This window comes from Acinetobacter sp. 18QD2AZ41W (assembly GCF_009829025.1).
GTDB lineage: Bacteria > Pseudomonadota > Gammaproteobacteria > Pseudomonadales > Moraxellaceae > Acinetobacter > Acinetobacter pseudolwoffii.
On the sequence record NZ_WURP01000012.1, the window covers coordinates 37,432 to 51,261 of the forward strand.

Consider the following 13,830-nt stretch of genomic DNA (forward strand, 5'->3'; position numbering starts at 1 on the left):
AATCTTGTTTTATGTATGAACCCTACCCTGTCCCCGAACTGGCACGTGAGCACAAAAGAATCCGTTACAGCAGTTTATGGGATTTTGCCAAACAGGATTTACGCTTACTGGCTTTTTTCCTGATCATCGCCAGCCTTATCGGTTTTGGGATTGGGTATTTCTGGATTTGTATCGTCATTGCCTTTGTGGCGTTCTTTAGCACCCAGATGCGCTCTTTATATCTGGTCAATGAATGGATTTCTAATCGCCCTTATGATGTTCCGCCGAATATCGGCGGGATTTGGGGCGCACTGTTATTCAATGTTTATCGCGCTCAGCGGCAGGAACGGATTGTGCAGGCAGAAATGGTGGAACTGATCGATCGAGCGCAGTCTTCACTGGTGGCCTTGCAAGAAGCAGTGGTTTTAATTGATGAAAACCAGCAGATTGAATGGTGGAATCCAGCCGCCGAGCGTCTGCTCGGAATTTCCAGTGATGACCGTCGCCGTAATATTTTAACTTTGCTGCGCCAACCGAGTTTTATTGAATATTATCATCATATTGATGAGTCACCAGATGGCCTGAAAATGCGATCTTCGCTGTTCGAAGATCATTATGTCCAGGTCAAAATGACCCGTTTCGGCGGTGAAAGCCGGGTACTGGTCGCCTATGATGTGACCCGGATGCACAATCTGGAACAGATGCGTAAAGATTTTGTCGATAATATTTCGCATGAGCTGCGCACGCCTTTAACCGTACTCAGTGGCTATATTGAAACCTTTACCGACCAGGAAGATATCAATCCGCGCTGGAAACGCGCCTTTGATCAGATGCAGTCGCAGACCCGACGCATGAACGCGCTGGTGAATGACCTGCTACTGCTGTCACGTCTGGAAAATGACAAGAATATTGCCAAAAACCAGATCATCGAAATGCCAAGTCTGATGAATCAGCTATTTGATGATGCACAGGCCTATAATATCGACTATGGGCATACCCTGAATCTGGATATTGACAGTCATTGCGATCTGATCGGTTCAGATATGGAACTGGCCAGCGCCTTTAGCAACCTGATCACCAATGCGATTAAATATACGCCTAAAGGTGGAATCATTACCATGGGTTGGCATGATGATGGTGAATCTGCCTATTTTGTAGTGGAAGATAACGGCATCGGAATTGATCCCAAACACTTGCCCCGTCTGACTGAACGTTTTTACCGGATCGATTCAGATCGTAGCCGGCGTACTGGTGGAACCGGTTTAGGATTGGCAATTGTTAAGCATGTCCTGATGCAACATCAGGCACATCTCGAAATTGAGTCCAAGGAAAACCAGGGTTCCACTTTTAAGGTGATTTTCCCCAAAGAGCGCCTCAGCTTTCCAGACTGATATCCCCCCATTAAAAAAGCTGCCATCGGCAGCTTTTTTTTCAGGATGCTATCTGTTTTTCTTTGGCCAGTGCACGCGCATAGGCTGCACGTTGCGATACCCGTTTCAGATAAGCCTGAATCGCTGGATAACTTTGGCCAGTCCGGCTTTGCATGGCCTCCAAAGGAAAACTCATCTGAATATCGGCAAAACTGAAATGTCCGGCAAAATAATCATGCTCACTCAAATAACGTTCCAGAAACTGGATATGATCTTTTAAGCGGCTTTGTACAAACTGTTTTTTCACCCCATCACATATTTTCTTGGCCACAGGCCGAATCAGCAAAGGGGTATGTTTCGGTACAGTGGTCATCACCAGTTGCATCACCAGCAGTGGCATTAATGAACCTTCTGCATAATGCATCCAGTAACGGTACTGGGCCTTATCGGCAGGATCTTTTGGGCGAAACTGCTGCTGTTCATCATAGCTTTCCTGTAAATACTCCAGGATCGCCGCAGATTCCGCCAGTACCTGCTCCTGATCGGTCAGAATTGGTGCCTTACCCAAGGGATGGATCTGTTTTAAAGCGGGTGGCGCGGAAAGATTAGGCTGGCGCTGATAATATTGCACTTCATAATCCAGTCCTAACTCTTCCATGGCCCAGAGAATACGAAACGATCGTGATTGTTCGAGATGATGTAAAACACGCATATTAGACTCATGATTTTATTGTTCTTACTTTTCGAGCATAACAAAAAGCAGCAGACTTTAGCTCATTTTTTGATGACTGTAATGATATGTATCCTATGTTGCAGATTCACTATTTGAGTTCAATTCAGACAGCGCTCCATATTCTCATCATTTTTAGCATTTATCGGGAAGCACGCATCTGGTCTGGAAATGCGGGCGCTTCTAAACGTGGCCCATCATAGGCAGGAATGGAACCAAAACGTTCATGACCTTCAATCCATTGTTCCCGCGCAATTTTAAGTTCCTCTGTCGTACGCCCGACCAGATTCCACCACAGTAAAATCGGGCTTTCAAATGGTTCCCCACCAATCAATAACACCCGGCTCCCGGCATGAATTTCAGCATTGACCTGTTGCAACCCGGGCTCCAGGATCAGCATATTATCTTCAGTCAGTTCATGCACATTAATGCTGGCCGTCCCTTCAAGCACCATAAAGCCATATTCAAATTTCGGATTCAGCGGCAAGCGCATACTGCTACTTTCAGCTGCATACAGATCCACTCCGAGCAATTCACTATGTACTTTAACTGGTGATCTCGTTTTTAAATATTCTCCAACCAGCACGGTAAACTCGATGCCTTGCTCATTTATGACCGGCAATTCAGGATAATGGTCGAAACCCGGTGCCATATTGATCTTGTCATCCGGCAAGGCAATCCATAACTGCGCTGCATGCATATGCGTTTCACTCTCGGGAGACACTTCGGTATGTGAAATGCCATAACCCGAGGTCATCAGATTGACCTGCTTGGGACGAATCAATTGCTGATTTCCCAGACTGTCATTGTGCATCATGCTGCCTTCGATCATCCAGGTAAAGGTCTGCAGACCAATGTGCGGATGTGGTCCGATATCCAGACCATCTCCTTGCGGGAAAATGGCCGGACCCGCATGATCCAGAAAACACCAGGCACCAATCATGCGCTTATGCCGGCTCGGCAAGGCGCGTTTAATCACGGTGCCCTGCCCGATTTCTGCGCGACGCAAAGGAAACTCCTGAATAAACTGATTCACGTACTTTTCACAATCATCGGAATCCGACAGTTCAATATCACTATTATTCGACATGGCTGAGCTTACCTCGGCATTTTCATTCTACTTTTGAGTGGGTGAGACATGCATTTGACCGATTCAAGATGCCTCTCTGTTCAGGACAATGTACAGGGTCTATGGGCAAAATCTATCCCTGGAAATATTTAGATACGTATAAAACGCCTCACTAGTCCCATCAATTTAAATCCTGAAAAGCTGATGAGATTTGTATCCAAAGCCCCAAACTTGAGTTTTAGCAAGTCAATCATGATTTAGGTACATGGCGTTATGAGTTTAAATAAACTGAAGATCAGGAATGTCAGTTATGTTTCACGTGAAACGAATCCATAACAACCAAATATCCCCATGAATAAGATGATTATTCATGTATTTCAATCACTTTAAATTTCACAAACCACAAATTTTGTTACGTTTTAGCTTTAAAAACTTCCCGGATACCCAATTTTTGGGAGGTTATTTTTTACTCAACCACGGCATAATAGGCACCTATAAAAATATAATACTGGACCAGGACATGTCTGCTCAGAATGAGAACATATATTCAACGGCGAATGTATCTTTTCAAAATTCGATGACCGATAAATCACTGAAATTATCTGAATGTGATCTGCAAAACCGTCAGCTGATTGAACAGGCGCTGACAGATCCTCATGCCCGTATTCCTGCCCCGTTTCAGCAGTATTTTTATGATTATGTCTATACGCATAGTCATCATAACTTGCGTCAAATTAACTATCTGGCGCAAATTGCCTTTTTACTGTATTTCTTTGCCGATATTCTGATTATTCCAGATATGTTTTTTATTTCTGGTCTGATGCGCGTCGTTCTGGTTCTGGGCGCGATGTTTTGCTGTTATTACCTATTTAAAAAACATAAAAATATTCAGATTCTGGACAGAATCTTGCCGATAGGCACCACTGTGGCTGCAGCTGCATGGATTGGCTTGCTGGTGCTTTCAAGCAGCCCCCATGTTGCTACCTATATTTATGCCTCTGCGATCTTTATTCTCATCACCAATCTGTGTATACAGACCCAATTTAAAGTTGCGGTCTATTGTTCCATCTTGATTGCCCTGTTTATCATGATTGGAGTGACCCAGTTAATGAATGCATCTCAAGCCTTTATTTTTACTGTCGTTTTTAGTCCACTCTGGTTTTTTAGCATTTATATTAACTGGAATAATATTCTGAACGTACGGCGTTCCTTCCTGCGCTCTTTGCTGGACGAATGGAACTATCAAACCTTAAAAAATCTGGCACATACGGATGATTTGACCCAGTTATACAACCGCCGCCATTTTGTCGATATGGCTGAACGTTCTATTCATCAATGGCCCAAACATGCCAGCACCTGCCTGCTGATGTTTGATGTCGATCATTTTAAAAATATCAATGACAACTATGGGCATGACATCGGCGATCGCGTACTACAACTGATTGCTGAAGTCACCCGTAAAGAAATGCGCCATAGCGATGTACTGGCACGTTTTGGTGGTGAAGAGTTTATTGCTCTCTTGGAAGATACCCAGCTGCCAGACAGTCTGGTGATTGCAGAGCGAATTCGTTGTGCAATTCAGAAACAATTTGTTTATGCCAAACCGAACCAGCCCATTCGTTTTACCATTTCGATTGGTATAGCAGAACTGGAGTCGCCTACGCAAAAGCTGGAGGAGCTGATCAAGCAAGCCGATATCGCTTTATATCAGGCGAAAAAATCAGGCCGAAATCGGATTGAAGTTTATCATTCCAAAATGCTGGAAAAGCCCAAACCTGCTCCAGCCAATCCTTGGAATGCCTTTAAGCCCGTGACCCAGCAAGGTCATTCAAAGGCCAATCAAACCAAGCAATTCTGGTCTGCCCTTTAAATAATGAAATCAGGAATATTAGTGAAAGCTTAAATTTTTATAAACTTTACATGGAAAAGTTACATATTCTATCACGAAGAAAAAATCCTCATAAAAACTCATAAAAAAGAGCACCGAAGCGCTCTTTTTTTATCGGGATATCTCCGATCAACCAGATATTTACCACGTGCATAGCGCTTGGCATCATTCAGGCAAGAAACCGTGCTTCGTGAAATCCCTCACTGCCGCGAGCATAGCCTTTGCCGTAATTTAGGCAAAAGCCGTACTCCTTGAAATCCTGATTGGCGCAACCATAGCCTTTGCCGTAATTTAGGCAAGAAGCCGTGCTTCGTGAAATCCCTCACTGCCGCGAGCATAGCTCTTGGCGTAAAATCGGCTAAAAGCTATCGCTTTTAGAAATCCCGATTTTACTCCCATTCAATAGTTGCAGGTGGTTTAGACGATACGTCATACACAACACGAGAAACATCTTTAATTTCATTCATGATACGAGTCGAGATTTTATCGACTAGATCATAAGGAAGATGCGCGAAACGAGCAGTCATAAAGTCCACAGTTTCTACTGCACGCAGTGCAATTACCCATGCATAACGGCGACCATCACCGACAACACCGACAGATTTCACCGGCTGGAATACCGCAAATGCTTGAGCAGTCTTGTCATACCAACCGCTGGCACGAAGTTCCTGCATAAAAATGTCATCAGCAAGACGTAAAATGTCTGCATATTCTTTTTTCACTTCACCCAAGATACGCACACCTAGACCTGGGCCTGGGAATGGATGACGGTAAATCATGCTGTGTGGCAAGCCCAAAGTGGTACCCAATTTACGTACTTCATCTTTAAACAAGTCACGTAATGGTTCAACCAGTTCAAAAGCCAAGTCTGCTGGTAAACCACCCACGTTGTGGTGCGATTTAATCACATGTGCCTTGCCCTGTTTGCTTGCAGCAGATTCAATCACGTCTGGATAAATCGTACCTTGAGCCAGGAATTTTACCCCATCTAATTTACGTGCTTCTTCAGCAAAGACTGCAATAAACTCACGGCCAATAATTTTACGTTTTGCTTCAGGATCAACTTCGCCTGCAAGTGCAGTCAAGAAACGCTCTTCTGCAGCAGCACGGATGACACGAATCCCCATATTGTCAGCAAACATTTGCATCACTTGATCACCTTCGTTCAAACGAAGCAGACCATTGTCGACAAACACACATGTCAGCTGATCACCAATCGCTTTATGCAACAGCGCTGCAACGACAGATGAATCCACACCACCTGAAAGACCAAGTAATACTTTTTCATCACCGATCTGTTGGCGAAGCTGTTCTACACGTAGATCAATAATGTGTTCTGGCGTCCATAGACCGCGGCAACCACAAATTTGATGAACGAAGTTCGACAGTAATTCTGCACCTTTAGAGGTATGTGTCACTTCAGGATGGAACTGAATGCCATAGAAACCACGAGTTTCGTCAGACACCATCGCAATTGGACAGCTTGGAGTTTGTGCAGTGATCTGGAAGCCTTCTGGAATACGGGCAACCTTGTCACCATGACTCATCCAGACATGCAACTGGTTTTCACGGTCCTGTAAATTACCGATCAGCTTGTCACGTACCACGATATCAACTTCTGCATAACCGAACTCATGCACAGTACCTGGCTCGACTTTACCGCCAAGCTGTTCGCACATGGTTTGCAGGCCATAACAAATACCCAATACCGGCACACCGAGCTCGAATACCACTTGTGGCGCACGCGGGCTGCCTTCAAGGTGAACGCTCTCAGGTCCACCAGACAAGATGATACCGTTTGGATTAAATGCACGAATGTCTTCTTCAGACATATCATAGGCATACATTTCAGAATATACACCAGCTTCACGGACACGGCGTGCAATGAGCTGACTATATTGAGAACCGAAATCCAGAATCAGGATACGATCTTCAGTAATTTGAGTATTGGTAGTCATGACGAACAACTATGAAAGGCAAACGAAAGATAAGCGCCGTATTCTAGCATTTTTCTTGTGTTTAAGCACACTATTCCAATTGGTTTAAATATTAAACAGTTAAGAAATTTCAGAAAATAATGCCCTCATTTTTGACTGGTTCACAGGAGAGCAGAGTTTCGCTGCTTTCCTGTTCCAGCCAAATGAATGGTTTATTTCACGCGTTCAATCTGAATCACTTCAATATCGGTGGGTTTGTTGCGGTGCGTATCGACCTCGCCCCAGACTTCTACCCGATCGCCTGCTTTGAGCTTTAATCTTTTCCAGTGGTCGTCATCCACATCAATCATGATGCTGCCGGTTTTATCTCTTAATTCAAATTCGTCACTTTGTGCTGCACGCTGTTTGACGATCTGCCCCCTTAAGGTCACGCCGGTTTCATCTTTCATTTTATGTGCCTGAGCAATACTGACTACATTCTGTTTTGCTTCCTCCAGAATAGCCTGATCTGATTTAGCCCAAAGTGCCGGACTGGCAGCTGCCAGAACCAGTGTCGCCAGAATATATTTTTTCATGTGTTTTGACCTGCCATTTTTATGATGATTCTATGATCTAAACAGAAAGCCGAAATAGATGCCGCAGACGTTGTGTAACGCCATGATGAACTTGTGTTGTCTGCTCAAAAAGCCCCAATAAAAATATGCTCATACCCTGATACATCCATTTTAAAAGTGAAGGGATTCGCCCGACAGCAGAAAAATAAGCCGCAAAATAGTCGACTTTTATTACTGACTTTATAGGTGATCGCTGTTAGGATTTGAGCACACTTTTGCTTGTACTGGGCTCATGGAACTGATTGATTTTATCTTGCATGTTGATGATCACTTGCTTGAATTTATCACCAATTACGGGATCTGGATTTATGCCATTCTTTTCCTGATTATCTTTGTGGAAACAGGTTTGGTGGTGATGCCGTTCTTGCCCGGCGACAGCTTGCTATTTGCAGCAGGTGCTTTGGCAGCGTCTACAGGTGTGATGGATCCCTGGGTACTGATTCCGCTTTTATTTATTGCGGCAGTATTGGGCGATACCCTGAATTACCATATTGGCAAATATATCGGGCCGCGGGTTTTCGAGATTGAATCGCGCTTTATCAATAAAAAACATTTATTGGCGACCCAGCAATTCTTTGCCAGACATGGTGGTAAAACCATTATTTTTGCGCGTTTTGTGCCTTTTGCTCGTACCTTTGCACCTTTTGTCGCTGGTGCTGGCAGCATGAATTACAAATATTTCCTGAGCTATAATGTAGTAGGTGGATTTATCTGGATCAGCTCATTTGTCATTCTGGGCTATATGTTCGGTAATATGCCGATCGTCAAAGATAACTTCACCTATTTGATTTTCGGTATTATTATTTTAAGTGTCTTGCCAGGTGTGATCGGCTTTATTCAACAAAGACTCAAAAAAAGTAAAACAGCTTAAGATTTTTTATAGCCTGTGCATTTAATCCCAGAGCTTGATCAGTAATGGGATCAGACAAAGCAGTACAAACAGAGCCGAGCCTTTATAAATAAGGCCGGCTTTTATTTTTTCAGAGTGACTGCTCAAAATTGCCTGACCAAAGACCATCCAGAAAATCCCTACTGGAACGGTACTCAAGCAAAAGGCAGCAAACACCAGAACAAAGTTGGTCGGACTTTGCCAGGTTTCCATGGGTAAAATCCCGGAGGCCAACAATGCTGCTTTAGGATTGCTTAAGGTGACAGTAAACATTTGCCAGGGACGAATCTGCGGATGATTTTTGCTATAGCGTTCTAACTGCTGGGCCTTATATAAATGCAGCGTCATCCAGCCCACACAGATGGTACTCAGGACATACAACAAGCTTTTGAAATTTGGCCAGATCGGTAAAGCCAGATGAATTAACAAAGCCCAGACATTAATCGCATAAAAATAGCCCATCAGAATGGCAGGAATATAAAGGCTGGTTTTGGCCTGACCCTGCTGATACGCAGAGCTGGCGACCAAGGCATTCGCCGGCCCTGGAATCATCAGAACGGCGATTAGCCCCAATACAAATAACCAATTTTCAATCATCGTGATGAACTATTCCGGGCCTAGCTTATAGCTTAATCAATATTCTCATGCCAGAACAGCTCTATAAATCTAGGATGCTGAGACGATACGCGCCATTTCAAGTGATATTAAGCGGAATATCAGCTCGGCTATTTTGAAAAAATCATAAAAAATGCTGACCCAAGATCAGCATTTATGAAGAGATCAGGAATTCGTTATTTAGCAATATTCTGACGAACCACAATCGGACAATTTTTGTAACGGGCGGCCTGAACAATCGCTTCCTGTTCACCTAAAAGCCGTGCCAGTTCGGTTCGCTTGGTATTGGATGACTGTCCCATATTGACGGAAACACTCGGACCAATTCCCCAACCACCGCGACTGCCCCAGCCACCACCCAGACCGACGCCCACACCTACACCCGTGCGTTTTGGCGCTTCCACGCCATTGTCGATATATTGCTGAATACGGTTATATTCGCCTTGCAGCTGCTGACAACCCAAGGTCTGATACTGGGTCGGGGACACATAGGTGGGTTTCACCGTTGTTGCACAAGCACTCAGCAATGCAAGTGCTGCAATACTCAGGCTTAATTTCACAAGTTTCATAGTTAACTCGATCTTAGTTCTGCTCTATCTCATTGAACAACGATTGATAGGCCTGAGTCAATTTATGATCAGTAGCCAAATGAATCAGGGGCTGATTTTTATGATGAGATTCTTTCATTAAGATGGAGGGCGGTAACATACTATTGAGTACGGGCAATCCTTCATCTTTCAGTTGCTGCACCACTTCACGCGGTAATCTGGCCTGTGCCTGAAACTGATTCACCACAATACCTTCAATTTCCAGTCTTTCATTATGGTCATCTTGGGTTTCAATGACATTTTCAATCAGGGTCTGTAAGGCGCGTTTAGAAAACACATCACAGTCAAATGGAATCAGCACGCGGTCTGCAGCAATCAAAGCCGACAGTGTAAAGAAATTAAATGCCGGCGGGGTATCAATAAACACCCGATCATATTGCCCGGACAATTGTTGTAAAGCATCTCGCAGTTTGTAGATTTTATGCTTGGACTCCAGTGCATGTGCCAAGGCGCCCAGTGTCGGGCTGGCTGGAATCACATCCAGATACTTAAAGGGAGACTGATGCACATAACTTTCCAGACCTTTGCTACGGCTTTTCAAAATCGAGCCAATTGCATTGCCGAGCAAGCCTTTACTTTGCTGATTGCCCAGCACATTTTCAAAATAGTTTTCAATATTCGGTTCTAATGCCGGCTTGTCACTTGAATAGGTCGCATCGTCACCTAATACGTATTGACTGGAATTGGCTTGTGGATCCAGGTCAATGAGTAAAGTTTTTAAACCCTGATGTGCGCTGATCGCGGCCAGATTAACGGTAATACTGGACTTACCCACCCCACCTTTTTGATTAAATACCACACGTGTATTCATGTCCCCTCCTGTTATTTTTAACTACTTTTATCACACTTGTATTTTTTAATTATTCACATAGGCAGACTGCGCTTGAAGTCACAGCCTGCTTGCTTTTAGCCAAAATTCGGCTTGATCATCACCAAGATCAAAATAGAAACCAATGCAACTACCGCAATAAATAAGCCAGCCCGGCGTTGTGCCAGCAAGATTGAATCATCTTTTTTATAGGCTTTAGCTAAAGAGGATACCAGCACAAAAAATAAAATAACCTTGGCATAAAACCAGGGTTGCACATCAAAATCCTTGATCACCAATGACACAATACCTGTAAACGCGATCACCGTAATGGCCAGATGCTGTAAAGCCACCAGCGCAATTCGTGCCTTTGGATTCGGTAGGTTGCCTTGTGTACCAATAAACAAAGTCAAGGCACGGGCAAGAATGGCGACAATCGCCAATCCTGCTGCTGACATATGAATAATTTTGACTAAAAGTTGAGTTTCCATCATTTCCTCTTAGTTTTTTGGTGCATGTGCACAAGCTGGACTGGTCGTGTCCTGCCCTGCCCATTCTTCAGGCAAAAATGCGTGGATTGCCAGCGCATGAATCTTGTCTTTGGCCAGTAAATCACCAGCAGCAGCATAGACTTTCTGATGACGCTGGACTGGACGTAAACCGGCAAAGGCCTGACTGACAATCACAGTTTTAAAATGAGACTCTTTTCCAGGGAAATAACCGCCATGACCCGAAGATTCATTCACCACGTCTAAATGGGTCGGAGATAATTGTGCTAAACGATCTTTCAGTTGTTGTTCTAAGCTCATGGCCTGACTCCAATCTTTGAAAATATAAAGTCAGTATACCTTGTTCTGCTGAGTATTTTGGTAATCTGTTACAGCGCAATCTGTTGATTGTGGCGAAGTTTCATGAATTCCCACATGAATATTGGTGATTTATTGTCTGGTCTAAAATATTTTGCTTTTATTTTATGCAATTGATACAAGATTTTTAACAAAGGTGTTGACCACATTTTTTCATGCTGTATTATACACGGCATGCGGGAATAGCTCAGTTGGTAGAGCATAACCTTGCCAAGGTTGGGGTCGGGAGTTCGAGTCTCCTTTCCCGCTCAAAATTTTTTCATTTAGTTTTTTCATTTAAAAAACTTTATAGACTCCGCGGGAATAGCTCAGTTGGTAGAGCATAACCTTGCCAAGGTTGGGGTCGGGAGTTCGAGTCTCCTTTCCCGCTCCAGATTCAAAAAGCCCTCATCGAAAGATGGGGGCTTTTTTATTGTTGATTTTATTATATTTTTAAAAATCCCCCTTCCTTTGTTATTCAATTCAATAAAAAATATTCTTAATGTAATTTATATTTTGTGACCAAGATGTGACCATGGCGTGCCCACGACCTTATCCGTTGTTCTGAACTGTAATTACGCTCCACTGGTCAAGAATGTGACGGATTATACCGAAGAAGAATATCAGTCCATTCGGACAGAGTTACTCCGTAATACGCATGGTCAAAATCATTGGTTTATGATTGCCCATTTACTGGGTCACATTGACCCTACAGAAACCTTTAAAAGCTATATTCATCTGAGCTACCTGATCGCTGGGCATAAAATACTGCAATATCATCCAGACATAGATACTCAATTAGTAAAGAAGATGATGGGCTACCTACCTTCTTTCAAATTTTTAAACACAGTAAAAGATACTGCTCCATTCAATTTTGAAAAGCATGCTATTCATTTAAGTCAGCAGTTACTCAACGACCAAACTGACTGGTTAAAAAGTAACATAGAAGACATTCTGGATGAGGTTTCATTTAACTCACAGCCTCATGATTTTTCTAAATATTTCGCAGGAACAAAGGAATCCAAAATCTCATTTGCATGGTTTTTTAAGTGCCTAAATTTACTGGAAATTCATCATGATCCAGACCGGGTATCACAGGAAATGAGCTTACCTATAGAACTGGTTGAGTACTGGTATAAAAATGCCAAACAACTGGGCCAACTCAAGTCTCAAAAAAACAACCCAAGGTTATTTGATCTCAACAACACGAATCATCTTGATAAACCTTTAAAACCCGCCATGATTGATACCGTTGAAGAGCGCACAGCAAAGAACTATTTCTTTGAAAATATTCAAAATATCTTTGAAAAAAAGCCAGATCAAATAAAAGCGGTGCTTGAGACATTTTTAAGTCGTGTTACGGTTTCGCATACTGGCATTCATTATCGATGGAATAAAATCGATCAATTGGAATCATTTTATTCCAAGGTAAAAGACCTGTTTCCCCATCAATTTTGGCATTTGCTTGGACAAGACTTGGTACAATTGCTAGATAAAAAGAAACAGCCTTTATTACTGAAGCTGGCTAAATCGAGCACAACAGAGCATCCTATCACTCAAGAAGATTATGTTCGTCTCCAGCTTTACTCAACAAAAGATGCCAAAGCACTGGCCGCATTTAAATTCTGTTTACATTTAGCCTGTATTGGCAGACCTCGATCTCTTGAACTTAAAGCTGAAGGTCTAAAAATAACTACATGCTGTTAAATAATTTAACCGTTGCTTCCTTATCTAAAGCCAAATTTAATATATTTAGTAAAAATTGAGTATCTGATCAACGATAATTAAATAGTATAAACTCTATGAATTAGCAGCGTCTGAAACAGGGATCGGTCATGCGTACAACATCAGAAAAAACTGCAAAAAAGAAAATGATATTAGCTAAGGCAGTTTTAGCTGCTGCTGAACGACTTGGTCTTGCACAGGATCAACTAGCCTTAATACTCAGTATAGATTCGGTGAAAACTTTAACCTCTCTTGAATTAGATCCCACTTCAAAACAGGGAGAAATCGCCCTCACTTTAATCCGTATTACCACATCATTAGATGCTCTTACAGGTGGGGATACAGCCTGGATGCAGCATTTTATGAAATCACCCAATAAATTGATGAATAGCATTCCAATAGAACAGATTCAGAACCCTCAGGGATTGGCCTCTGTTTTACAATTGGTGGAAGGTCTTCGGGCTAAACTTTAAGATAAGCAAAGTATTAGGCTATACACAGAAAAGTCTTTCAGAAAAAACTAAAGTGAATAAAACAACAATTTCAGAGATAGAGAATGGCCATTTTACAGGTTCATTTGACATATTTGAACGTGTACTTGATGGCATGGGTTTACAATTCGAAGTGAATAAAAAAAGTTTAACTTGCCCCAATGGGATGAAATTGAAGAAATATTGTAAGCGTCCGCTGAACACACCTTATGAATTCATCCTATAAGCCTTAATTTAGTCCCCACTTAAAAACAAGTGGGGA

At 42.8% G+C, this 13,830-nt stretch carries 13 protein-coding genes, 2 tRNA genes and 2 pseudogenes; 8 read left to right on the forward strand and 9 right to left on the reverse strand.

The genetic code is table 11. The features are described from left to right. Nucleotides 1–11: 11 nt before the first annotated feature. Entirely contained in the window at nt 12–1,370 is a 1,359-nt protein-coding gene (gene phoR / locus GVV58_RS12875) for a phosphate regulon sensor histidine kinase PhoR (RefSeq protein WP_005094591.1), read from the forward strand. A 40-nt stretch (nt 1,371–1,410) separates the two neighbouring features. On the opposite strand, the gene GVV58_RS12880 is transcribed toward phoR, so the two are convergent. Beyond that, nucleotides 1,411–2,061: a glutathione S-transferase gene (locus GVV58_RS12880; protein ID WP_100358042.1), complete on the reverse strand. Its 651-nt coding sequence runs from the start codon at nt 2,059–2,061 to the stop codon at nt 1,411–1,413. Nucleotides 2,062–2,221: 160 nt separating this feature from the next. Continuing rightward, nucleotides 2,222–3,169 carry a pirin family protein gene (locus tag GVV58_RS12885; RefSeq protein WP_159516714.1) on the reverse strand — a complete coding sequence of 316 codons (948 nt, stop codon included), beginning with the start codon at nt 3,167–3,169 and terminating at the stop codon, nt 2,222–2,224. 499 nt (nt 3,170–3,668) lie between these two features. On the opposite strand from GVV58_RS12885, the gene GVV58_RS12890 reads away from it, so the two are divergent. Further along, nucleotides 3,669–5,018, forward strand: a complete 1,350-nt coding sequence (locus GVV58_RS12890) for a GGDEF domain-containing protein (protein WP_159516715.1) — start codon at nt 3,669–3,671, stop codon at nt 5,016–5,018. 407 nt (nt 5,019–5,425) lie between these two features. Here the strand turns inward: GVV58_RS12890 and guaA are convergent, their stop codons facing one another. Both guaA and GVV58_RS12900 read right to left on the reverse strand, forming a co-directional pair. Then, the gene (gene guaA / locus GVV58_RS12895; RefSeq protein WP_005094597.1) at nt 5,426–6,994 is read right to left on the reverse strand and encodes a glutamine-hydrolyzing GMP synthase; all 1,569 of its coding nucleotides are present in this window, start codon (nt 6,992–6,994) and stop codon (nt 5,426–5,428) included. Nucleotides 6,995–7,185: 191 nt separating this feature from the next. Further along, on the reverse strand, nt 7,186–7,548 hold the full coding sequence (locus GVV58_RS12900; protein WP_005173783.1) for a NirD/YgiW/YdeI family stress tolerance protein: 363 nt from the start codon (nt 7,546–7,548) through the stop codon (nt 7,186–7,188). Between the two features lie 271 nt (nt 7,549–7,819). Between GVV58_RS12900 and GVV58_RS12905 the strand changes: the two genes are divergently transcribed. Continuing rightward, nucleotides 7,820–8,458 (forward strand): DedA family protein, encoded by a 639-nt coding sequence (locus tag GVV58_RS12905; protein WP_005094600.1) that lies wholly within the window; start codon nt 7,820–7,822, stop codon nt 8,456–8,458. A gap of 21 nt (nt 8,459–8,479) precedes the next feature. Here GVV58_RS12905 and GVV58_RS12910 read toward each other — a convergent pair whose 3' ends face one another. From GVV58_RS12910 to GVV58_RS12930, 5 genes are all read right to left on the reverse strand, one after another. Further along, nucleotides 8,480–9,073: a hypothetical protein gene (locus GVV58_RS12910; protein WP_005094603.1), complete on the reverse strand. Its 594-nt coding sequence runs from the start codon at nt 9,071–9,073 to the stop codon at nt 8,480–8,482. 194 nt (nt 9,074–9,267) lie between these two features. Continuing rightward, nucleotides 9,268–9,660 (reverse strand): hypothetical protein, encoded by a 393-nt coding sequence (locus GVV58_RS12915; RefSeq protein WP_005094604.1) that lies wholly within the window; start codon nt 9,658–9,660, stop codon nt 9,268–9,270. A gap of 13 nt (nt 9,661–9,673) precedes the next feature. Then, nucleotides 9,674–10,510, reverse strand: coding sequence for a ParA family protein (locus tag GVV58_RS12920; RefSeq protein ID WP_100535337.1), 837 nt, complete (start codon nt 10,508–10,510; stop codon nt 9,674–9,676). A 95-nt stretch (nt 10,511–10,605) separates the two neighbouring features. Then, nucleotides 10,606–10,998, reverse strand: a complete 393-nt coding sequence (locus GVV58_RS12925) for a SirB2 family protein (RefSeq protein WP_159516716.1) — start codon at nt 10,996–10,998, stop codon at nt 10,606–10,608. Nucleotides 10,999–11,007: 9 nt separating this feature from the next. Then, complete coding sequence (locus tag GVV58_RS12930) at nt 11,008–11,316, reverse strand: BolA family protein (protein WP_005094610.1); 309 nt, start codon at nt 11,314–11,316, stop codon at nt 11,008–11,010. Nucleotides 11,317–11,549: 233 nt separating this feature from the next. On the opposite strand from GVV58_RS12930, the gene GVV58_RS12935 reads away from it, so the two are divergent. The 5 genes and pseudogenes from GVV58_RS12935 to GVV58_RS12955 all read left to right on the forward strand — a co-directional run bounded on the left by GVV58_RS12935 (nt 11,550) and on the right by GVV58_RS12955 (nt 13,757). After that, nucleotides 11,550–11,622, forward strand: a tRNA-Gly gene (locus GVV58_RS12935). Nucleotides 11,623–11,670: 48 nt separating this feature from the next. Then, a tRNA-Gly gene (locus GVV58_RS12940) sits at nt 11,671–11,746 on the forward strand. Between the two features lie 158 nt (nt 11,747–11,904). Further along, a pseudogene (locus GVV58_RS12945) lies at nt 11,905–13,059 on the forward strand (site-specific integrase); the annotation flags it as partial. A 128-nt stretch (nt 13,060–13,187) separates the two neighbouring features. Continuing rightward, a complete protein-coding gene (locus GVV58_RS12950; RefSeq protein WP_159516717.1) occupies nt 13,188–13,550 on the forward strand; it encodes an MbcA/ParS/Xre antitoxin family protein in 363 nt (120 codons plus the stop codon). Beyond that, a pseudogene (locus GVV58_RS12955) lies at nt 13,510–13,757 on the forward strand (helix-turn-helix transcriptional regulator). Before GVV58_RS12950 ends, GVV58_RS12955 begins: the two are co-directional and overlap by 41 nt. Nucleotides 13,758–13,830 lie beyond the last annotated feature (73 nt).